This is a genomic window from Chromobacterium indicum, from assembly GCF_039708975.1.
GTDB classification, from domain to species: Bacteria; Pseudomonadota; Gammaproteobacteria; order Burkholderiales; family Chromobacteriaceae; genus Chromobacterium; species Chromobacterium piscinae.
Map to the genome: position 1 here is coordinate 23,586 of NZ_JAYFSJ010000002.1, position 20,826 is coordinate 44,411.

Here is a 20,826-nt window from a genome sequence, read left to right on the forward strand (position 1 = left end):
TACTATTTCTTGCTGTTTTTGCCGTAGCGAACTTCCTTTTCCCTGCCCCGCATCTTGGACATCGGCTTGGCCTTGGCCCGCGGTTTGTCCTTATCGTCGTTGTCGAACGGATTGTCCGACGACTTGTACTGCACCCTCAACGGCGTACCCTGCAGCTTGAACACTTTACGGAAAGTGTGCTCCAGATAGCGGGTATAACTGGCCGGAATGCTGTCCAGCGCGTTGCCGTGCACCACGATGATCGGCGGGTTCTGGCCGCCCTGGTGCGCATAGCGCATTTTGGGTCGGATCAGGCCGGAACGCGGCGGCTGCTGACGCTCCAGCGCCACCTGCAGCACACGGGTGAGCTTGGGCGTCGCCAGCTTGGCCATGGCCGCGCGGTAGGCTTCGTCGATGGACTTGAACAAGTCTGCCACACCACGGCCTTCGATGGCCGAGATGTAATGAAACTTTGCGAAATCCAGGAAATTCAGCTTGCGGGCGATCTCGCGGCGCACGTTTTCCTTCTGCTCGCCGTCCAGATTGTCCCACTTGTTCACCGCCACGACCAAGGCGCGGCCCGCTTCCAGCGCGAAGCCGGCGATGGTGGCGTCCTGTTCGGAAATGTCCAGCTGCGCGTCCAGCACCAGCACCGCGACGTTGGCGTCCTCGATCGCCTTCATGGTCTTGATGACGGAAAACTTCTCCAGCATCTCGTTGACCTTGGCGCGGCGGCGCACGCCCGCGGTGTCGATGATGGTGTAGGTATGGCCTTCGCGCTCAAAATCAATATAGATGCTGTCGCGCGTGGTCCCGGCCTGGTCGAAGGCGATCACCCGCTCTTCACCGAGGATGGCGTTCACCAGCGTGGACTTGCCGACGTTGGGGCGGCCGATCACGGCGAACTTCGGATGGCGGCTGTCTTCCTCTTCCACCTCGTCGGGGAAGCCTTCCAGCACCAGCTCCATCAGTTCGCGCACGCCGTCGCCGTGGGCGGCGGAGATCACCAGCGGTTCGCCCAGCGCCAGCTCGTGGAACTCGGCGCCGGCGATCGCGTGCTTCATGCCTTCCGCCTTGTTGACTGCCAGGAATACCGGGCGGTCAAGCTGGCGCAGGCGGTTGGCGATGATCTTGTCCTGCGGCGTCAGGCCGGAGCGGCCGTCCACCAGGAACACCACGGCGTCCGCCTCGTCGACGGCCTGCAGCGTCTGCTTGGCCATCTCGAACAGAATGCCTTCGTCCACCACCGGCTCGAAGCCGCCGGTGTCGACCACCAGATACGGCTTCTCGCCGACCCGGCCTTGGCCGTAGTGTCGGTCACGCGTCAGGCCCGGCTGGTCGGCGACCAGCGCGTCGCGGCTGCGAGTCAGCCGGTTGAAAAGGGTCGACTTGCCCACATTGGGGCGGCCGACCAGCGCTACGGTAGGTTTCATCTAAAACTGCTTATCCCAGATTCAGCATCGCCAAGCGGCCATCCTGTCCCTGAATCAGGGCGGAGGAGCCAAGCGACACCGGTTGATTGACCGGCCCGGTGGTACCGATCTTGTTGCGTCCGACGATGCCTCCGCTCTCATTGGACAGCAGATGGGCATAGCCCTCGCCGTCCACCACCAGCACGAAACGTCCGATCATCGCGGGACCGGAGACGCCGCGGTATTTGAGGTCGTCGTTTTTCCATACATTGCGGCCGCTCTGGCGATCATACGCCCAGATCGAGCCATCTTCCGCAGTCACGTAGACATTGCGGGCGTCCACAGCCACGCCGCGGCTGGACGACACCTCGCGCGCCCACTGCAGGCTGCCCGAGCGGGCGTCGAAGCACGCCACACGGCCTTGATAAGCCGCCGCGCACACCTGGCCGCCGTCGAAGATCGGACGGCTGGTGACATCGGTGACGCGCTCCAGCTCGGTGGCGCCGCGCGGCGTCGCCACCGCGCCTTGCCAGATGGTGTTGCCGGTGAGCGGGTTGACGATGTCGACGCGGCCGCCGGCCTGTCCCACCATCACCGCTTCCTTGCCTACCGCCTGCATCGAGCCGTTGTTGCGCACAGTCAGTTGCGGCAGCACGTTCACCACCGACCATTGCTGCTTGCCGTCGGCCAGGCTGAAGCCGGTCAGACGGGCGTCGTTGGTGCGGACCACGACGATATCGCCGGCGATCTGCGGCGCTTCCAGCATCAGGCTGGTCAGCGGCTGTTCCCACAGGATCTTGCCGCTGGTGCGGTTGACGGCCAGCAGCTTGGCGTCCTGGCTGCCCACCAGCACGGTGTCGCCGGCGACGGCCACGCCGCTGGTCAGCGCGCGCTTCAGCGACACGTCGGACTGCGTGCGGCCAGACAGCGCGTCCACGCTGCGGATGCGGCCTTCAACGTCGGCGGTCACCACATTGCCGTTGGCGTACACCGGCAGGAAGCTGGCAGCCGGCGCAGCCTGCTGCAGCGTCCATTTGACATCCAACGTCTGCAGCGGCTTGATCGCCGCCAGCGGCGTCGGCTGGAACTGGGTGGAGCCCTCGAACCAGCTGGCGCAGCCGGCCAGCAGCAGCGAGGACGTCAGAGCGGTAAGCAACAGATGGCGGCGCATGCGGTCAGCCTCCCAGCGCGTCGAGCTTGGTCTGAACCAGCTGGCGGCTCGGGCTGTCGCCCAGCATCTTCGCCAGCGAGGCCTTGTACGCGTCGCGCGCGCCGTTATTGTCGCCCTTGGCGACGAAAACGTCGCCCTTCAGCTCCAGAAACTCGGCGTCGAACGCGGCCGGGTGGGCTTGGTTCAGCTCGCCGATCGCGCCGTCGAACTTCTTCTGGTCCAGCAGCAGAGAGGCGAGGCGCAGCCGGGCGATCGCCTGCAGCTCCTCGTCCTTGCCGTTCTTCAGCACCCATTCGAGCTGGCTGGCGGCCAGCGCGGAATCGTTCTTGTCGAACGCGGCCTTGGCCAGCACCAAGGCGGCGCGGCTAGCGTAGAGGGTGCCGGCGTACTCGCCCTGCAGCTGCTGGGCGGCAGTCTTCAGCTTGGCGATGTCCTTGGCGGCCACCGCGTTGTCGACGGCTTCATAAGCGGTGGCGGCTTTCTCGGACTGGCCGCGTTCGTACATGCCGAAAGCCTTGTAGCCCAGGTAGCCCAGACTGGCGGCCAGCACCGCGCCGCCGATCAGCTTGCCCCACTGTTGCCAGAATGCCTTCAGAGAATCGATCTGTTCCTGTTCCTGCAAGTCGAACGCCATCGCGTTCCCCCTTCCTATCAAGCTTTCAGAGTGGCGAGGGTGGCCAGAACCGCATCGGCCGCCACGGTCTGCTGGGCGGCTTCGGCGCGCAGCGCCTTCACCACCACCTGACCGGCCTGGATTTCGTTTTCACCGACGATCAGCGCGAACTGCGCGCCGCTGGCGTCGGCCTTTTTCATTTGCGACTTGAAGCTGGCCTCGCCCAGATGCTGCACCACCGAGTAGCCGGCGGCGCGCAGGCTCTGCGCGAGTTTCATCGAGTACAGGCCCGCGCCCTCACCCTGGTTGACCAGGAAGACGTCGACGCTGCGCTGCGCCGGCAACAGGCCCTTGTCCTGCAGCAACAGCAGCACGCGCTCCATGCCCATTCCGAAGCCGATGCCGGAGGCGGCCTTGCCGCCCAGCTGCTCGATCAGGCCGTCGTAGCGGCCGCCGGCGCAGATGGTGCCCTGGGCGCCCAGCTCGGAGGTCACCCACTCGAACACCGAGCGGTTGTAGTAGTCGAGACCGCGCACCAGGCGCGGATTCTCGATGTACTCGATGCCCAGCGCGACGATCATCGCCTTCCAGCCCTCGTAATGGGCGCGAGACTCTTCGCCCAGATAGTCGGACAGCTTGGGCGCGGCGTTGGCCATTTCCTGCAGCGCCGGGTTCTTGGTGTCCAGCACGCGCAGCGGGTTGGTGTGCATCCGGCGCTTGCCGTCCTCGTCCAGGATGTCGACGTGGCGCTCCAGGTAGGCGATCAGCGCCTCGCGGTGGGCGGCGCGCTCTTCGGCGTTGCCCAGCGAGTTGATCTCCAGCCGCACGTACTGGCTGATGCCCAGGCGGCGCCACAGATCGGCGGTCATCGCGATGATTTCGGCGTCGATGTCCGGACCGGCCAGGCCCAGCGCCTCCACGCCCACCTGGTGGAACTGGCGGTAGCGGCCCTTCTGCGGGCGCTCGTGGCGATACATCGGACCCATATACCACAGCTTGGGCGTGGCGTTGTACAGCAGGTTGTGCTCGACCACCGCGCGCAGCGTGCCGGCGGTGCCTTCCGGGCGCAGCGTCAGGCTGTCGCCGTTGAGGCTGTCGACGAAGGTGTACATTTCCTTCTCGACGATGTCGGTCACCTCGCCGATGGAGCGCACGAACAGCGGCGTGCCTTCGACGATGGGGGTGCGGATGTTCTGGTAGCCGTAGTCGGCCAGCAGCTTGCGCAGCGCCTCTTCAAAGTATTCCCACTGGTAGGATTCGGCCGGCAGCACATCGTTCATGCCCTTGACCGCTTGGTATTTCTGAGCCATTGCTATCTTCTTGTATCAGCTGGATTCTGGTTTCGTCAGACGCTCACCGAACGGATCGGAATGATGCGAGTGCCATCCTCGCGGCGCTTAGCGCCGCCCTCCCCGTAGCGAGTCTTCACGTATTCATCGACGATGGCGGTGAACTCTGCGGGAATGTTGTCGCCCTTCAGCGTCACATCCTTCTGGCCGTCAACGTAAACCGGCGCCACCGGCACTTCGCCGGTGCCCGGCAGCGAGATGCCGATGTCGGCCAACTTGGATTCGCCCGGCCCGTTGACCACACAGCCCATCACCGCCACCTTCATGTCCTCTACGCCCGGATACTGCAGCCGCCAGATGGGCATCTGCTCGCGCAGATAGTTCTGGATGTGGTCAGCCAGCTCCTGGAAGAAGGTGCTGGTGGTGCGGCCGCAGCCCGGACAGGCGGTGACCAGCGGCGTGAAGCTGCGCAGGCCCATGGTCTGCAGCAACTCCTGCGCGACCACCACTTCCTTGGTGCGCGCCTCGCCCGGCTGCGGGGTCAGCGAGATGCGGATGGTGTCGCCTATGCCTTCCTGCAGCAAGACCGCCAGCGCGGCGCTGGAGGCGACGATGCCCTTGCTGCCCATGCCGGCCTCGGTCAGGCCCAGGTGCAACGGGTAGTCGCAACGGCCGCCGAGTTCTCGGTAGACGCTGATCAGGTCCTGCACATTGCTGACCTTGCACGACAGGATGATGTTGTCCGGCGACAGGCCGATCTCCACAGCCTTCTCCGCCGATTCCAGCGCCGACACGATCAGCGCCTCCTGCATCAGCTTGGGCAGCGGCAGCGGGTTGGCCGAGCGGTTGTTGGCGTCCATCATCCGCGCCAGCAGCGCCTGGTCCAGGCTGCCCCAGTTGACGCCGATGCGGACGGCCTTGTCATGCTCCATCGCGGTGCGGATCATGAAGGCGAACTTGTCGTCGCCCTTGGCGCCCTTGCCGACGTTGCCCGGATTGATCCGGTACTTGGCCAGCGCTTTCGCGCAATCCGGGAACTCCTTCAGCAGGCGGTCGCCGTTGAAGTGGAAATCGCCGACCAGCGGCACATCGCAACCCAGGTCGTCCAGCCGCTGGCGGATTTCCACCACGCGAGCCGCCGCTTCCGGCGAGTTGACGGTGATGCGCACCACTTCGGAGCCGGCCTGCGCCAGCTGGTATACCTGCTCGGCCGTGCCCGCCGCGTCGGCGGTGTCGGTGTTGGTCATCGACTGCACCATCACCGGCGCGCCCGAACCCACCAAAACATGTCCCACCCGCACCAGGCGGGTGGGACGGCGCGCGATGTTCACGCTATCCATTCGCTACCCTGCATCACTTGAGTTGAATCTTGGCGGTGGTGCCTTTGATCTTGTCGGCCAGATCCACCGGTTTGCCGTTGTAGCTCAGCTCCACCTGGCTGGCGTTGCCGATCACCACCTTGAACGGCGCGGTGCCGACCACCTCGGCCGGATCGCCCGGCTGCATCACCTTGTAAATCAGCCTGCGGCCGTCGGCGTCCTGCACCGACACCCAGGCGGCATCCTTGACGTTGATGCTGACCTTGTCGGCGCCTTGGGACTGCGGCGCGCTGGCCGCTTGCGTCTTGGCCACCTTGGCCGGCGCGCTCGCCGCCGGTTTCGCGGCGGCCTGGGCAGCGGACGCCACGGGCTTCGCCGCCACGGCTGCCGGCGCCGAGGCCGAGGCCGAGGCCGGCTTCGCGGCCTGAACGGCGGCTTTCGCCGACTCGGAAGCCGCCGCCTTGGCGGCCGGGGCCGACGACTGCTCGGTCAGCATCGGCGCCAACTCGTTGGCGGAGCGCTCCGCCGGTTTCTCCGGCGAGCCGTCGCGGTTGGCGTACCAGTAAGCGCCGCCCGCCACGGCCAGGCCCAGCAACAGCAGGACCACCCACTTGCCTGCGCCGGCTTCAGCAGCCTCCTCCACCGCTTCCACCGGCTCGGGCGCCTGCTCGCGCGCGGTGGTGCCCTTGACCAGATTGGCCACGTCGTTCACCGCCGACGGAAAATGCTGCTCCAGCGCCTTCATCAACGGTTCGGAATCCACCTCCAGAAAGCGGGCGTAATTACGGACGAAACCGCGGACGAAGGTGGCGCCCGGCAGCGAGTCGAAATCGTCGCGCTCTATCGCTTCCAGTTGCCTGAGCGACAGTTTCAGCCTGTCCGCCACTTCCCCCAGGCCAAGGCCGGCCGCTTCCCGGGCGGCCTTCAAGGTTGCGCCGATGCCGCTGGGCCTCGGCGTGTCATGATGTTCGATTTTTTCTTCCATCCTCAGCTTCCACTCAACAGCAGTTGTGTTTCCCTAGAGTCCGGAAACCGGTTCTTTAGTTCATTCTCGCATGCGCGTTCCTGCGCCGCGTTACCGGTTTTGCGGGCGATCCTGGCGCCCAGCCACAGCTCGGCGGCGCCCAGGCCGTCCATCCCACCGCCGCCGCGCAGCCGTTCGAAATAGAACGCCGCCAGCTTGGCGTTGCCCAGGCCCAGATGCATTTCGGCCAGTTCGCTCAACGCCGGCCCGTAGTTGGGCGCGACGCGCAAGGCGCTGAGCAAATAATCGTTGGCCTGATCCGTCCGCCCCAGCTTGGCGCTGCAGCGGCCCAGATTCAAATAAGCCGATTGTGGCGAATCATACAACGGATTGGCCAGCGCCTTCTGGAACAGGGCCAGCGAATCCTGCTCCCTCCCGTGCTCGCACAGGAACAAGCCGTAATTATTGTTGGCCTGCGGATTGCCGGGCTCCAGCCGCAGCGCCTGCTGGTAGTCCTGCTCCGCCCGGCCGTCCATCTGCAGCAGGCCCAGCACGTAAGCCCGGCTCAGATAGCCGGTGACATAGGCGGCGTCCGCCGCCACCGCCTGGTTGGCGTTGTCCAGCGCGGACTTGAGGTTGCCTATCCTGGCGTACTCCACCGCCAGCTGGCTGCGGATCTTCGCCACTTCAGGCGGATTGCCATCCGCCGCGGCGGGAGCGACTACGCCAAATGCCAACAGCCATCCAGCCCATCTCCCCCGCCATGACGTCATGATTTCCTGTCCTCGATGATCTGCGTCCACTTGGCCTGGCGCCGCGTCTTGTCCTGCACTTGGCCGGCCAATTGGCCGCAAGCCGCGTCGATGTCGTCGCCGCGGGTCTTGCGCACGGTCACCACGTAACCTTGTTCTTGCAGAATTTCACGGAAAATGCGAATCGCGTTGTTGCTGGAGCGATCATAACCCGAGTTCGGGAACGGGTTGAACGGGATCAGATTGAACTTGCAAGGCACGTCCCGCACCAGCTCCAGCAGCTGGCGAGCATGTTCCGGCCTATCGTTGACCCCGTCAAGCATCACATATTCAAAGGTGATGAAATCGCGCGGCGCCTTTTCCAGATAGCGGCTACAGGCGGCCATCAGTTCGGCAAGCGGGTATTTCTTGTTGATCGGCACGATCACGTCGCGGATCGCGTCGTTGGGCGCGTGCAGCGACACCGCCAGCGCCACCGGGCACTCTTCGCGCAGCCGGTCCATCTGCGGCACCAGGCCGGAGGTGGACAGCGTCACGCGGCGGCGGGACAGGCCGTAGCCATGGTCGTCCAGCATGATCTGCATCGCGCTGACCACGTTGTCGAAGTTGGCCAGCGGCTCGCCCATGCCCATCATCACCACATTGGACACCACGCGCTCGTTCTTGGGCGTCACGCCCATCGCCTTGTTGGCCCACCACAGCTGGCCGATGATCTCGGCGGTGGACAAGTTGCGGTTGAATCCCTGGCGGCCGGTGGAGCAGAACGTGCACTCCAGCGCGCAACCCACCTGGGATGACACGCACAAGGTGCCGCGGTCGTCTTCCGGAATGAACACGGTTTCCACACCGTTGCCGGTGCCGACGTCGAGCAGCCACTTGCGGGTGCCATCACTGGACTCCTGCCCGGTCATCAGCGACGGCACGCCTACCTCGGCGCGCTCGTGCAGCTTGGCGCGCAGGCTCTTGGCGAGGTCGGTCATCGCGTCGAAATCGTCTTCGGCCATCTGGTGCATCCAGCGCATCACTTGCTTGGCGCGGAACGGCTTCTCGCCCATCTCGGCGAAATGCCGGGTGAGCTGGTCCAGATTGAAGTCGAGCAGGTTGGTTTTCATGCAATCCTCAGCAGGCAAAAGAGGCCGCCGGCAGCGGCGACCTCCGGTCATTCAACTACTTTTGAATCAGCGGGAGCTGATTTCGGAAGCGGCGAAGAAGTAAGCCACTTCGATGGCAGCGTTTTCCACGCTGTCGGAACCGTGAACGGCGTTGGCGTCGATCGATTCGGCGAAGTCGGCGCGGATGGTGCCGGCTTCAGCTTTCTTCGGATCGGTGGCGCCCATCAGTTCGCGGTTCTTCAGCACGGCGTTCTCGCCTTCCAGCGCCTGGATCATCACCGGGCCGGAAACCATGAAGTCAACCAGGTCCTTGAAGAAAGGACGCTCTTTGTGCACGGCGTAGAAGCCTTCGGCTTCGGCGCGGGACAGTTGCTTCATCTTGGCGGCGACGATCTTCAGGCCCGCGGACTCGAAGCGGTCGTAGATTTTGCCGATAACGTTTTTGGCTACAGCGTCCGGTTTAACGATGGACAAAGTGCGTTCGATTGCCATATAAATTCTCCCTAACAACAAGACAAGTGGCTAAACTTGAGTATTATTACGCCACTCGGGTTACCCAATTCTGACGAACCCGCTATTTTAGCAGCGTTTTCAATCACGTGCTGCACATTCCGATCAGGCACCATGCGCGAACAAAACCAACAGCAGCAGCCGTACGACGGCGAAGACGAATCCAATCTCAACGGCAAGCTGAAAAAGCGGCTCTGGATCGCAGGCGGCCTGGTCGCCGTCGCGCTGGCGGCCATCCCGCTGATGGACGCGCTGACCAAGCCCAAGGTGGAAATGAGCAGCGACGCGCAAAGCCCCAGCTCCGGCAAGATCATCAAACCGGCCTCATCGGCCGACGCCGGCGCCATCACCGTCCAGATCAAGCCCGCCAGCGCGCCGGCCGCGCAAAGCAGCGCCCCGGCGGCTGAAACAGCCAACCACGCGCCCGCCTCGCCGGCCGAGACCATCCCCGCGACGCCCGACCTGAGCAAGACGCCGGCCGTCGCCAATCAACAGCCCCCTCATCGCGCCGCGCCGCCAACCGCTCACGCCCAGCAACAGGCCGCGCCCCAAGCCCCGGCAGCAAAACCCGCCACAACCCCGCTCCGGGAAGCGCAGGCCAAGCCTCCGGCGCAACGCGCCGCCGCGCCGCGCGCCGAAACCGCCGCAGCAATGCCGCAAAGCGCCGCTCCGACGCCAACAGAGACCAACCCCGCCCCGACGGCGGCCGCCCCCAGCCCGGCCAAGGCGGAACCGGCGGGCAGCTCGGTCGGCTACCAGGTTCAGCTGGGCCTGTTCTCCAGCATGAGCAATGCGCAAAAACTGGTGCGGGACCTGCAAAAACACGGCATCGCCGCCCACACCGTCACCCGCGTGCAGCTGGGACCGTTCAAAAACCGCGCCGAGGCGGACGAAGCGATGAAGAAACTGCGCGAACTCGGCTATTCGCCGCTGCTCGCCGCCAGCGGACAGTAAGCCGACACGGCACTCGAAGCCAGTCCAAAACCAAAGCCCCGGCAAATGCCCGGGGCTTTCTCATCGCCAGGCCCCACAGCCACAGCAAACCCCGCCACGCCCGCCCCAAAACCAGCCATACCGAACAACACAGCAAGCCAACAGGGCAACCGAGCACGCGGATGCAAACCCGCCGCACCCCAGGGCCAATCACAACAAAAAATGGATTTGCAGACTCGCATCGCTTCAACCTGCCAAGCAAGCGCATTGAGAACAAACAGAGGAAAGAGGCGAAGCCCCGGAAGAGCCTTTCAAGCAGCCGATGCCGCCCGAAAAAGGAATTTGACGCGCAAAAGCAAAAGGCCAGCTCTTTCGAACTGGCCTTTTGCTTTTAATTCTGGCAGGCGATACAGGGCTCGAACCTGTGACCCTCGGAATCAAAATCCGATGCTCTACCAACTGAGCTAACCGCCAACACTTCTCGATACGTGCTGCGTGTCGAGAGGAGAAATATACCTCTTACCCTATACGCTTGCAAGCCTTTTTCGAAAATAATTTTCAGTCGATCCGCGCCTCAAAGTCATGCCGTCCCCAGACATAATTCGTACAGAGATATTACTCATGGCTGAATATTTCAGGATTGAAACGGAATGATGGCAAAGTCACCATGATTTTTGTCATAATAAATTGACGAAATGCAATGTCTATATCATATTATTTCGCAATCGAGCGATCCTAGCCATCGCTCGGCCATCACCCAATGCACCGACGCCGCTGCCGGCCGTTGCCGCGCCGGCCAGCGCCGCCAAAAAAAACAAATGATTCCTGTTCGCAAAATTGCTTATGGAATCCATCCGGGATCGACAAGCCATGTTGCTCAACAACCGAGTCCGCAAGCTCGACTTTCAGGATCTGGTGATCTTCCAGCTGATCTACAAGCACAGAAGCGTTACCGAAGTGGCCGAACAACTCAGCGTCAGTCAATCCACCATCAGCTACTGCCTGAAGCGGCTGCGCGATTGCTTCGATGACGAGCTGTTCATCAACTCTCGGCTCGGCATGAGTCCCACCCAAAGGACCGAAGCGCTGTCGCCCCGCATCCAGAGCATTCTGAACCAGATGGCGGAGTGCGTTCAGGAAGACGCCGCCTTCAATCCCAACGCGGACTCGTCCTCCTTCACCATCTATGCGCCGGAATACTTCGAAATCCTGGTGATGCCGGAGCTGATGAAAAACATCCTGGAAGCCGGCTACAGGGTATCGATCAATATCAAGAAGCCGGAAAAAGACCTGCCCTACGCGGATATCGTCGGCGGCCAGATCGATCTGGCCATCTTCTTCGGCCCCGGCTTCTATCGCACCTACCCCGGTCTCACCACCCAGACATTGTTCCGCGACCATCTGCTGGCGGTGCAGGACGGAGAGGACGACCCGCGCCCCCTGCCGCTGGACGACATGTTGGAAAGGCGGCATGTGTTCCCCACGCCCTGGATTTCAGACAGCAATATGGTGGACGGCTGGCTGCTCTCCCAAGGCCGCCATCGCACCATCGCGGCACGGGCCAACAGCTACTATTCGGCCATCGAGCTGCTGCCCGGCACTGATCTGCTGCTGATGCTGCCGCGGCGGATACACGAGCGGGTGAAGCGCCAGCAGCCGAATATCGGCGCGCGTCCGGTGCCCGATGGCATGCCCGACTTCACCCTGGACATGGTGTGGAGCGCGGCGCTGGCAAACAGCCAGGCCAATATCTGGCTGCGCCAGCAACTGATCCGCGCTTGCGCCAACATTTAGCCCGGGCTCAGCGCCGCGCCGCCTGGACCGCGAAGTGCCGTGGATATTCGGCGGGACGGAACCGCGCCACCATCGCCACCATGCCTGCCGACACCAGCGCCAGCAGCAGCCAGGCCTGGGTGAAGCTGGACGACACGTCCTTGATGTAGCCGGCGATCAGCGGCGACAGCGCGGCGATCAGATAGCCCACCCCTTGCACGAAGGCCGTCAATTGCCCGGCGCGGCGCGGCGCGTCCATGTGGTCCATCGCCACGATCAGGCTCATCGGGAATAGCCCGCCGATGCCGAAACCCAACAAGCCGGCCCAGACGATGGGATAAGCGGTCGGCGCCAGAATCAGACCGGAGAAACCGGCGATCACCGAAGCAAGCACCAGCAGCAGCACCGGCCGGCGATCCAGGCTGCGGCTGGCCAGCGCCGGCGTCACCAAGCCCGACACCACTTCCATGCTGGTCAGATAGGCCAGCAACAAGCCGGCATGCGTGTCCTGCCAGCCTTGCTCCACATAGAACGGCGGCAACCAGGCCAGCACGCAGGTATAGGATGCGGTGCCCAGGCCGAAGAAGATGCCCAGCAACCAGGCCCGCGGCCGGCTGGAGAACGACTCCGCCGGCGCCGCCGCGCCCTGCTCGGCGGCTGAAAACGACACGATCTCGCCCCGGATCGCGTACCACGCGGCCAGCGCCACCGCCGCCAGCGCCGACCAGGCGGCCAGCGCGTGTTGCCAACCGCCGAACCAGCCGCCGATGAAAGGCGATGCGGAGGCGGACAGCGCGGCGCCGCCCATGATGGCGGTGACGTACACCCCCATCAGCAGCGCCACCGCGTCCGGAAAACGGCTCTTGATGATGCCCGGCATCACCGACTGGATCACGGCGATGCCTGCCCCGGCCACCACCGCGCTCAGGATCAGGTCGAGCGCCGTCGACGCGTACAGCCTGGCCAGGCTGGCCAGGCCGATCACCAGCAGGGAAACCGCGATGGCGCGGTGCTCGCCCCAGCGCGCCGCCAGACGCGCGCCGCGGAACATCGCGAACCCCATCGCCAGCACCGGCAGCATGGTCAGCAAGGAAATCAATGTGTAGCTCAGGGGAATGCTGCTGCGGATCGAGGTCAGCAGCGGCCCGATGGCCGCCATCGACGGCCTGAGGTTCAGGCCGACCAGCACCAGCGCCAGGATCAGCGGCGCGCGGGAAGGTTGATTCATGTTCTAACTCCATGCATTTCGAGATGACTTAAGCATTGAATAGCTTCAAGCAATGAAATGCAATTCAAAGTTTCGAATCGACTATCGGTTTTTTCGCAAACCCCTCGCCAAGCTGCTGAATACACTGCCGTCATCCCCGCCGATCAACCCGAAACCATGATCGCCATCGATATGGTCGCCGGGCCGCTTTCATCGAAACAGGCACTCAGCGGCCATTGCCGCCCTCGCCTCCGACACGCCTCCCCGGCCGACAAAGAGCGGCAAGTTTCCCCGCATCGACAACCCAATAAAAGGCGTGCCAACGAGAATATATTCAACTTGGAATATCCATACACAACCGAACACCATCCCAGCCGATATTTTATAAGAAATTCACATTGAGGAATATTGCATGCATTACCTGACTATTTAAAAGATTCGAGAATTTAAATGTGCGAATCTAATTAATACAACATGACAATGTCGCCAGCCAGCCATCATAGCCCTGTCGATTTTCGGCAAACCTACGGGAGATGTGATGAAGATCCGAGTTGCAAAGCACGGAACTGCTTTATGGAATCTTGCCGCAAGCGCCGTGCAGAAAAAGTATCAGAGCGCCTATGAAGCGCAAGTTGAGCCGAACCCTGAAAATTTCGTTGTCGCAATAGACAATGACCAGAATATCCTGGCTTGCGCGGGAATTACATTCGCTGAACGCGCACCATTATTTTCAGAACAATACCTGGAAAAACCAATTGAACTGCTGACCCGGGAAATATGGCAACGCGAATATTATCGTAGCGACATTGCGGAAATAGGCAATCTGATTTCCAACGATAAAAACGCATCGGTCAGCATTATCAAACTGGTGCCGCTATTGGCATGGTGCATGGGCGCCAAGGCGCTGCTCTGCACCATCACGCCCAAGGTGGCCGGCCTGCTGAAAGCCTGCGACATCGAATTCGAACCGCTCTGCGAAGCCGATCCATCCAAAGTGGCCGGCGGCGCCCGCGCCTGGGGCAGCTACTACGAAAGCCGCCCGATCACCGGCCTGATCCACGTCGCCAACCATCGCGCGCTATTCCACAGCCTGACCACATCGATGGATTTCATTCGCAGCAACCACACCAGCCAACTGGAGACCGTGTCGTGAGCCTGAGCCGTCAGCTGCACCAACAATTGCTGCGCCAGCCGGAACAAATCGCCTGCGTCGATCACGACGCCGACGGCGGCGTCCGCCGCAGCCTCAGCCGCCGCGAGCTGGCCGATGCCGCCCACGCCCTAGCCGCGCGCCTGCAGGCGGAATTGCCGGCCGGCCGCGCGGAATCGCGCCCGGTCGTCGGCATCGTCATCCGCAACAGCATCGACTGGCTGATCGCCGATCTGGCCTGCCTGTTCGCCAATCTAACCAGCCTGCCCCTGCCCCAGGCCTTTACCCGCGCCCAGGCCGAGCACTTGGCCGCCAAGTGCGACTTCTTCCTGGTGGACGAAACCGGCGAAGCCATTCTGGAGCGGCGCTGGGGGCTGCGCCCCGCCGCCGGACGCAAGCTGCGCGTGGACCTGTCGGCGTCGACGCCCGGCGCGGCCGCCGAAGCGCCGCTCTCCCCGCCGGACGGCGGCTGGATCTGCAAGATCATCCATACCTCCGGCACCACCAGCCGCCCCAAGGGCGTCTGCCTGCCCGAAAACGCCATCGCCGCCACGCTGGCCAGCCTGAGCGAAGCGCTGCCGGCCGAGTGCCATCGGCGTTATCTGTCGCTGGTGCCGCTGAGCCTGTTGCTGGAACAGATCACCGCCGCCTACCTGCCGCTGCTGTCCGGCGGCGCGGTCCACTTCCTGCCAGAGAACGTGCCACTGCTGGGCGAACCCGGCGGCAACGCCGACAAGATGATCGACTGGCTGATCCAGACTCGCCCCAGCGCCTGCACCGTGCCGCCGGTGGTGGTCAACCGGCTGCTGGCGCGGCTGGAGCAGGAAGACGCCGAACTGGCCGGCTACCTGGCCGCCGGCGACGCGCCGCACATCACCTGCGGCGGCGCGGCGGTCAGCGTCGACGTGCTGGCCAAACTGTCCGCCCTCGGCGTGGAGGTGTTCCAGGGCTACGGCCTCAGCGAAAACGCCTCGGTGGTCAGCGTCAACACCCGCGCGGCCAACCGCGCCGGCAGCGTCGGCCGTCCGCTGCCCCACGTCCAGGCGCGCATCGCCGCGGACGGCGGCATCCAGATCCGCAGCGCCTCGCTGTTCAGCCACTACTCCGGCGAAGACCCGAGCGCCTGCGCGCAAACCGCCGACGGCTGGCTGGACACCGGCGATCTGGGCGAACTGGACGCAGACGGCTACCTGTTCATCAGCGGCCGCAAGAAGAACGTGATCTGCCTGCCCAACGGCCGCAACGTCAGCCCGGAGCAGGTGGAGCTGGAATTGCGCCAGCTGGACGGCATCCACGACGCCGTCGTCTTCCTTGACGAGGAAGACGGGCTGGTCGCCCTGCTGCACACCGCCGAAGCGCGCGAAGCCGCGCCCTGGCTGAGCTGGATGGAGGAGAACCTGTCCGACATCGAGCGCCCCGCCCGGCTGTGGCTGCTGCCCCGCGGCAGCGAGCTGCTAAGCCGGCTCTACACCGTCACCGGCCGTCCCCAGCGCGGGGACATCGCCCAGGCTTACGCCGCCCGCCGCGGCGCCCCTTCATCCAACGAGGAAAACCACAATGAACATGGCCGTCTTGTCGCAGTCTGAAACCACCGTCAAACGCCTGGCCGCCGCAGACATGCGCAGCCTGGACACCGAAGAGCTGCTGTCCGAGCTGGCCGAAACCGGCGTGCTGCTGTTCCGCCACGGCGCGGAGACCGTCGACGAATTCTGCGACTTCGTCAAACGCCACAGCTCGCGGCTGAGCCTGGACCCGGCCCGGGCCATGGAGGGCGGCGCCGCCCAGCTGGTGGACGCCGGCACCGACGCGGTCGGCCTGCATTGCGAGAACGGCAACTCGCCGTTCTGGCCGGACCTGACCTGGTTCTACTGCAAGGAAGCGCCGCGCAAGGGCTCGCAGACCACTGTGTGCGACGGCGCGGTGGTGCTGGAGCAGTTGTCGCCCCACACCCGCGACTTCTTCCTGCAGAACGAGATCCGCTATTCGCGCAATGTCCAGGCCGACAAATGGAAGCGGCTGGCGATGCACTACACCTCGGGCATCAGCCACCCGGACGAGGTGAGCTTCGAGCACTTGCAGCGCATCATCGGCGACGACCCGAACACCCAGATCACCTACAACCCGGCGGACGAATCCATAGGCTACGACTTCACCGTGTCGGCGGTCCTGGTCTCGGCCATCAGCCGCCAGCCGGCCTTCGCCAACAGCATCCTCGGCCCCTCGTACAACTACGAGAAGCCGCGCATCACCGTGGCGGCAAGCGGCCTGCCGATTCCGGCCTCGATGATGGACGAGATCATCCGCGTCAGCGACGCCGCCACCATCCCGGTCAACTGGGACGACAACGACTTCGTGATGATAGACAACCGCCGCGTGATGCACGGCCGGCGCGCCATCATCGACACCCGGCGCAAGATCTTCAACGCCCTCAGCTATCTGTAAGGAGAACGCCATGACAGCACGCGATGCCCTGCCCGCCGCACTTGGGCAGATACTGAGCGCGGAAGGAGCGATCCTGACCGACGCCGGCGGCCGCCGCATTATCGACCTGGCCAGCGGCGGCCTGGGCTTCGGCCTGCCGGACATCATCGGCAAGGTCCGCGAACAAGCCGCCGTGATGGGCCTCTCCAACCGGGTGATGATGTCCGCGCCGCTGCTCACGCTGTGCCGCGAACTGGCCGGCATGCTGCCGCCCACGTTGTCCAACGCCTATGTCTGCAGCTCCGGCGACGAAGCCTTCGAAGGCGCGCTCAAGCTGTGCAAGGGCCTGCGGCCGCAACTGCGGCGGCTGGCCCACATCCGCGGCAGCGAATTCGGCTCGCTCAGCTACGGCCGCTGCCTGGAGGAGCCGGAAGGCTACGGCCAGCTGCGCCGCTTTCTGGGGCTGGAGACGCTGACTGTGGAGCGCGACGGCGCGCTGCCCTCCATCGCCGAGCTCGCCCAGTGCTACGCGCTATGCTACTCGCCGCTGGTCCGCGACAGCGACGGCGCGCTGGCCGCCCTGCCGCCGGAACGCCTGCTCGCCATCGCGGCGCTGGCTCATTCCGCCGGCGTGCCCTTGGTCTGCCAGGCCAGCGAAACCTGCCTGGGCGCCGCTGGAACGATGTTCGGCCACGAGCTCTCCGGCGTGGCGCCCGACATCCTGGTGCTGGGCGGCGCATTGGGCGGCGGCGCGGTGCCGATAGGCTGCTATTTCACCTCGGCGGAGCGCGCCTACCAGGTGTATGGCTGCAGCTCCCCCGCCAAGCACGGCAGCACCACCGGCGGCAATCCGCTGTCCTGCACCGCAGCGCTGGCGGCGCTGGAGCACGCCGCGCGGCATAAGGCCCCTGAATGCTTCCAGGCGCTGGGCAAACAGATCGCCGGCGCGCTGCCGAAATACGTGTCCGGCGTGGTCGGCGGCATCGCCAACCTGCGCCTGCCGGACGGACTGGACGCCGCCGGCCTGCCCGACCGGCTGCTGGCGGCCGGCGTGCTGACCCGCGCGCCGCGCGGCCGCACGCTCACCCTGCACCCCTCGGCCGCCACCCGCCCCCAGGCGCTGGACGCCGCTCTCGACATCATCAGGAGGACATTCGATGACCACCGCCGCCATTGACCGCCGGCAATTGCTGGACGACTGCGAAAAACACTGGGGCGCGTCCGCCGCCAAACTGTACCGGATCGCCGGCAGCCAGGTGGAGGCCGAAGCCTCCGGCTGCGAGGTGCGAGACCATACCGGCCGCCGCTACCTGGACTTCGCCTGCAGCTACGGCGTCTTCATCGTCGGCCACCGCCACCCGGCGGTGCAGCGCCGGGTCGACGCCCAGCTGGCCCAATTGGCCTGGACGCCGCGCGGCGCGGCCCACCCGGTCCAGCAGGAGCTGACCGAGCGCTTGAAAGCGCTGGCGCCCGGCGACTGGGGCGACGTCCGCTACATGCTGTCCGGCGCCGAGGCTGTGGAGCACTCGCTGCGCTACGCGCTGGCCGCCAACGCGCCGCGCCGGCGCATCGTCATCACCGCCGGCGCCTATCACGGCAAGACGCTGGCGGCGATGAGCATACTCGGCCAGCGCCAGCACGAGGCCAGTTTCGGCAAATTGTCGGCCGACGTGGTCATCGTGCCCTACGGCGACATGGCGGCGATGCGCGAGGCCGTCGGCGACGGCGCCTGCGCGGTCTACCTGGAGCCGATACTGGGCGGCGCCCACCTGCGCATGCCGCCGCTGGGCTACATGGAAGACATCCGCGCGCTATGCGACCGCACCGGCACCCTGCTGGTGGCCGACGAGATCCAGACTGCCTTCGGCCGCTGCGGCAAGATGTTCGCGGTGGAATACGCCAATATCGAGCCCGACATCCTGATCCTGTCCAAGGGGCTGACCGGCGGCTACGCGTCCATCGCCTGCGCGATGTACCGCAAGCAAACGCTGGAGCGCCTGCCTGCCCCGGCCGACGACCACGACAGCTGCGGCGGCCATCCCTTCGCCTGCGCCGCGGCGCTGGCCGCGCTGGACGTGATCGAAGAGGAAAACCTGCTGCAGGCGTCGGTGGAGCGCGGCCAGCAACTGCGCCAGGGCTTGATGCAACTGGCCCGCCGCTTCCCCGACATCATCGAAGACGTGCCCGGCATCGGCCTGATGACCGGCCTGCGGCTGAAGGGCGCGGTGTACGAATCGCTGCTGTCGATGGAGCTTGGCAAACGCAACGTGCACACCGGCCACTCGATGAACGAGCGCGCCGAGCGCCCGGTGCTGCGCTACTACCCGCCGCTGAGCGTCAGCGCCGAAACCATAGACGAGGCGCTGAAGCGCACCCGCGAGGCGCTGGAAGCCGTGGCCGCGCTGCCGGCGTGGAAGATTTCGGTGATGCGCCGCGTCACCCGCTCCATGTACCGCCTGCCCAACGCGCTGCTGCGCAAGATGTGAGGATGCCCATGCACGATATCGACGCCCTGAGCCTGCGGGAGATGGCGGACCTGCAGCGGCGCGGCCGCCTGGCCAGCCGCGACCTGGCCGAGCACTACCTGGCGCGCATCGCCGAGCGCAATCCGCGGCTGAACGCCATCATCGAGCAGACGCCGCCCGAGCGCCTGCTCGCCGAGGCCGACGCCGCCGACGCCGCGCTGCGGCGCGGCCGTCTCCCGGGGCCGCTGCACGGCGTGCCGCTGAGCCTGAAGGATGCCTGCCACGTCCGCGGCTTCCATCCCAGCCGCGGCGTGCGCGAGCTCCACGGCGCGGCCAGCGAAGCCAACGCCACCGTGGTCCAACGGCTGTTCGACGCCGGCGCGCTCGCCTTGGGCCTCAGCAACGTGCCGGAAATGTGCATGGCCTTCGACACCGACAACCTGTTGTATGGCCGCACGCTCAATCCGCACGATCCCGAGCGCTCCGCCGGCGGCAGCAGCGGCGGCGAGGCCTCGGCCATCGCCGCCGGCATGAGCCCCGGCGGGCTGGCGTCCGACGCCTGCGGCAGCGTGCGCGTGCCCGCCCACTTCAACGGCGTGTGCGGGCTGAAGCTGACGCAATGGCGCGCGCCGCTGACCGGCCAGTTCCCGCACGACCGCTCCGGCCTGTTCCACCTCAGCTCCTCGTTCGCGGTAATGGGGCGCGGCGTCGACGACGTCGCGCTGCTGGGCCAGCTGATCAGCGGTCCGGACGGCCAAGACCCGGACACCGTGCCGGCGCCGTTCCGCGACTACCGCGCGCAGCCGCTGTCCGCGCTGCGCATCGGCGTCTGGCAGGAAAGCGCCGGCCCGGCCCGGCCCTCCGCAGCCACTTCCGCGCTGCTGCAGCATGCGGCGGCGCTGCTGGACGGCGCCGCCGCGTCGGTGACGGAAGTCGTCCCGCCGATGGTGGACGAGGCTTTCGATGTTTTATGGAAAGTGCTGGTGCTGGGCGGCGACGGCGGCCGCGGCTGGGGGCAGTTGTTCGGCCGGATGGGCAAGACCGCGTTCTCCGCGCCCATCGCCCAGTTGCTGGAGTGGAGCGCCGGACTGGAAATGAGCGTGGACGAGCTGCGCGCGGCGCTGGTGATGCGCGACACAGTGCGGCACAAGCTGGCCGCGATGTTCCGCGACATCGACGTGCTGATCTGCCCGATCTATCCGGACGTCGCCTTCCGCCACGGCGAATCGCTGCGCGAGCCGGGCGCTTACCGCTACGTGTTCCCATTCAGCCTCTCCGGCTCGCCGGCGGCGGTGATTCCGGCCGGCCGCTGCCACGACAGCGGCATGCCGATCGGGCTGCAACTGGTGGGCCGCCATTGGGACGAACACCAGCTGCTGGCCGCGGCCGCGCACCTGGAGCGATTGCTGCCGGCCTGGCGTCCGGTTTAGGCAAATCATTCCCGCCAATAAAACAACGGGCCCGTTTTGAATTCCAGATCCGATATCCGGCGATTCAAAATGGGCCCTGTTTATATTTGGGCAAACAAGCAGGCAATAAAGAAAGGGCTTAGTCTCGCGACTAAGCCCTTGATCTTTATGGTGCCGGTAAGAGGAGTCGAACCCCCGACCTTCGCATTACGAATCACATGACCAAACAATAAGTATTTGATTAATATGCCGTTAATCGCATCCGCAATGCAGTTTTCGGCAGAAATTAGCACCCACTCAGCACGGCTGCGGCACAATGCGCGGCACAAAATCGGCACAACGCCCCT

18 protein-coding genes are annotated in these 20,826 nt (G+C 65.0%); 8 read left to right on the forward strand and 10 right to left on the reverse strand.

Annotated elements, in window-relative coordinates:
* Window positions 1–2: 2 nt before the first annotated feature.
* The 9 genes from der to ndk form a co-directional block, all read right to left on the reverse strand.
* On the reverse strand, window positions 3–1,412 hold the full coding sequence (der, locus tag VA599_RS02575) for a ribosome biogenesis GTPase Der (protein ID WP_021479035.1): 1,410 nt from the start codon (window positions 1,410–1,412) through the stop codon (window positions 3–5).
* A 10-nt stretch (window positions 1,413–1,422) separates the two neighbouring features.
* Complete coding sequence (bamB, locus tag VA599_RS02580; RefSeq protein ID WP_346787576.1) at window positions 1,423–2,562, reverse strand: outer membrane protein assembly factor BamB; 1,140 nt, start codon at window positions 2,560–2,562, stop codon at window positions 1,423–1,425.
* A 4-nt stretch (window positions 2,563–2,566) separates the two neighbouring features.
* Window positions 2,567–3,196 carry a YfgM family protein gene (locus VA599_RS02585; RefSeq protein ID WP_346787577.1) on the reverse strand — a complete coding sequence of 210 codons (630 nt, stop codon included), beginning with the start codon at window positions 3,194–3,196 and terminating at the stop codon, window positions 2,567–2,569.
* A 17-nt stretch (window positions 3,197–3,213) separates the two neighbouring features.
* Entirely contained in the window at window positions 3,214–4,485 is a 1,272-nt protein-coding gene (gene hisS, locus VA599_RS02590) for a histidine--tRNA ligase (RefSeq protein ID WP_346787578.1), read from the reverse strand.
* Window positions 4,486–4,520: 35 nt separating this feature from the next.
* Complete coding sequence (gene ispG, locus VA599_RS02595) at window positions 4,521–5,804, reverse strand: flavodoxin-dependent (E)-4-hydroxy-3-methylbut-2-enyl-diphosphate synthase (protein WP_346787579.1); 1,284 nt, start codon at window positions 5,802–5,804, stop codon at window positions 4,521–4,523.
* Between the two features lie 13 nt (window positions 5,805–5,817).
* Entirely contained in the window at window positions 5,818–6,768 is a 951-nt protein-coding gene (locus tag VA599_RS02600; protein WP_346787580.1) for a helix-turn-helix domain-containing protein, read from the reverse strand.
* 2 nt (window positions 6,769–6,770) lie between these two features.
* A complete protein-coding gene (pilW, locus tag VA599_RS02605; protein ID WP_231151302.1) occupies window positions 6,771–7,484 on the reverse strand; it encodes a type IV pilus biogenesis/stability protein PilW in 714 nt (237 codons plus the stop codon).
* 32 nt (window positions 7,485–7,516) lie between these two features.
* The gene (gene rlmN / locus VA599_RS02610; RefSeq protein WP_021475000.1) at window positions 7,517–8,611 is read right to left on the reverse strand and encodes a dual-specificity RNA methyltransferase RlmN; all 1,095 of its coding nucleotides are present in this window, start codon (window positions 8,609–8,611) and stop codon (window positions 7,517–7,519) included.
* 66 nt (window positions 8,612–8,677) lie between these two features.
* Window positions 8,678–9,103: a nucleoside-diphosphate kinase gene (gene ndk, locus VA599_RS02615; RefSeq protein WP_011137089.1), complete on the reverse strand. Its 426-nt coding sequence runs from the start codon at window positions 9,101–9,103 to the stop codon at window positions 8,678–8,680.
* Window positions 9,104–9,235: 132 nt separating this feature from the next.
* On the opposite strand from ndk, the gene VA599_RS02620 reads away from it, so the two are divergent.
* Both VA599_RS02620 and VA599_RS02625 read left to right on the forward strand, forming a co-directional pair.
* On the forward strand, window positions 9,236–10,075 hold the full coding sequence (locus VA599_RS02620; protein ID WP_346787581.1) for an SPOR domain-containing protein: 840 nt from the start codon (window positions 9,236–9,238) through the stop codon (window positions 10,073–10,075).
* 849 nt (window positions 10,076–10,924) lie between these two features.
* Window positions 10,925–11,848, forward strand: coding sequence for a LysR family transcriptional regulator (locus tag VA599_RS02625; RefSeq protein WP_158677712.1), 924 nt, complete (start codon window positions 10,925–10,927; stop codon window positions 11,846–11,848).
* A gap of 7 nt (window positions 11,849–11,855) precedes the next feature.
* On the opposite strand, the gene VA599_RS02630 is transcribed toward VA599_RS02625, so the two are convergent.
* Window positions 11,856–13,055 (reverse strand): cyanate transporter, encoded by a 1,200-nt coding sequence (locus VA599_RS02630; protein WP_021475003.1) that lies wholly within the window; start codon window positions 13,053–13,055, stop codon window positions 11,856–11,858.
* Between the two features lie 517 nt (window positions 13,056–13,572).
* Here VA599_RS02630 and VA599_RS02635 point away from each other — a divergent pair.
* The 6 genes from VA599_RS02635 to VA599_RS02660 are packed head-to-tail and all read left to right on the forward strand — an operon-like array spanning window position 13,573 to window position 20,500.
* Window positions 13,573–14,187: a thermostable hemolysin gene (locus tag VA599_RS02635; RefSeq protein ID WP_081665724.1), complete on the forward strand. Its 615-nt coding sequence runs from the start codon at window positions 13,573–13,575 to the stop codon at window positions 14,185–14,187.
* Window positions 14,184–15,770, forward strand: coding sequence for an AMP-binding protein (locus VA599_RS02640; protein WP_346787582.1), 1,587 nt, complete (start codon window positions 14,184–14,186; stop codon window positions 15,768–15,770). The genes VA599_RS02635 and VA599_RS02640 overlap by 4 nt, the downstream gene beginning before the upstream one ends.
* Entirely contained in the window at window positions 15,742–16,626 is an 885-nt protein-coding gene (locus VA599_RS02645) for a TauD/TfdA family dioxygenase (RefSeq protein ID WP_021475006.1), read from the forward strand. The genes VA599_RS02640 and VA599_RS02645 overlap by 29 nt, the downstream gene beginning before the upstream one ends.
* A gap of 10 nt (window positions 16,627–16,636) precedes the next feature.
* Window positions 16,637–17,782, forward strand: coding sequence for an aminotransferase class III-fold pyridoxal phosphate-dependent enzyme (locus VA599_RS02650; RefSeq protein ID WP_346787583.1), 1,146 nt, complete (start codon window positions 16,637–16,639; stop codon window positions 17,780–17,782).
* The gene (locus VA599_RS02655) at window positions 17,763–19,091 is read left to right on the forward strand and encodes an aspartate aminotransferase family protein (RefSeq protein ID WP_104947890.1); all 1,329 of its coding nucleotides are present in this window, start codon (window positions 17,763–17,765) and stop codon (window positions 19,089–19,091) included. The genes VA599_RS02650 and VA599_RS02655 overlap by 20 nt, the downstream gene beginning before the upstream one ends.
* A gap of 8 nt (window positions 19,092–19,099) precedes the next feature.
* Complete coding sequence (locus VA599_RS02660) at window positions 19,100–20,500, forward strand: amidase (protein ID WP_346787584.1); 1,401 nt, start codon at window positions 19,100–19,102, stop codon at window positions 20,498–20,500.
* The last annotated feature ends 326 nt before the right edge of the window (window positions 20,501–20,826 follow it).

Bases quoted from the DNA above. Each gene is read 5' to 3' on its own strand.
- der (WP_021479035.1), bottom strand. From the start codon at position 1,412: ATGAAACCTACCGTAGCGCTGGTCGGCCGCCCCAATGTGGGCAAGTCG.
- bamB (WP_346787576.1), bottom strand. From the start codon at position 2,562: ATGCGCCGCCATCTGTTGCTTACCGCTCTGACGTCCTCGCTGCTGCTG.
- VA599_RS02585 (WP_346787577.1), bottom strand. From the start codon at position 3,196: ATGGCGTTCGACTTGCAGGAACAGGAACAGATCGATTCTCTGAAGGCA.
- hisS (WP_346787578.1), bottom strand. From the start codon at position 4,485: ATGGCTCAGAAATACCAAGCGGTCAAGGGCATGAACGATGTGCTGCCG.
- ispG (WP_346787579.1), bottom strand. From the start codon at position 5,804: ATGGATAGCGTGAACATCGCGCGCCGTCCCACCCGCCTGGTGCGGGTG.
- VA599_RS02600 (WP_346787580.1), bottom strand. From the start codon at position 6,768: ATGGAAGAAAAAATCGAACATCATGACACGCCGAGGCCCAGCGGCATC.
- rlmN (WP_021475000.1), bottom strand. From the start codon at position 8,611: ATGAAAACCAACCTGCTCGACTTCAATCTGGACCAGCTCACCCGGCAT.
- ndk (WP_011137089.1), bottom strand. From the start codon at position 9,103: ATGGCAATCGAACGCACTTTGTCCATCGTTAAACCGGACGCTGTAGCC.
- VA599_RS02620 (WP_346787581.1), top strand. From the start codon at position 9,236: ATGCGCGAACAAAACCAACAGCAGCAGCCGTACGACGGCGAAGACGAA.
- VA599_RS02625 (WP_158677712.1), top strand. From the start codon at position 10,925: ATGTTGCTCAACAACCGAGTCCGCAAGCTCGACTTTCAGGATCTGGTG.
- VA599_RS02630 (WP_021475003.1), bottom strand. From the start codon at position 13,055: ATGAATCAACCTTCCCGCGCGCCGCTGATCCTGGCGCTGGTGCTGGTC.
- VA599_RS02635 (WP_081665724.1), top strand. From the start codon at position 13,573: ATGAAGATCCGAGTTGCAAAGCACGGAACTGCTTTATGGAATCTTGCC.
- VA599_RS02645 (WP_021475006.1), top strand. From the start codon at position 15,742: ATGAACATGGCCGTCTTGTCGCAGTCTGAAACCACCGTCAAACGCCTG.
- VA599_RS02650 (WP_346787583.1), top strand. From the start codon at position 16,637: ATGACAGCACGCGATGCCCTGCCCGCCGCACTTGGGCAGATACTGAGC.
- VA599_RS02655 (WP_104947890.1), top strand. From the start codon at position 17,763: ATGACCACCGCCGCCATTGACCGCCGGCAATTGCTGGACGACTGCGAA.
- VA599_RS02660 (WP_346787584.1), top strand. From the start codon at position 19,100: ATGCACGATATCGACGCCCTGAGCCTGCGGGAGATGGCGGACCTGCAG.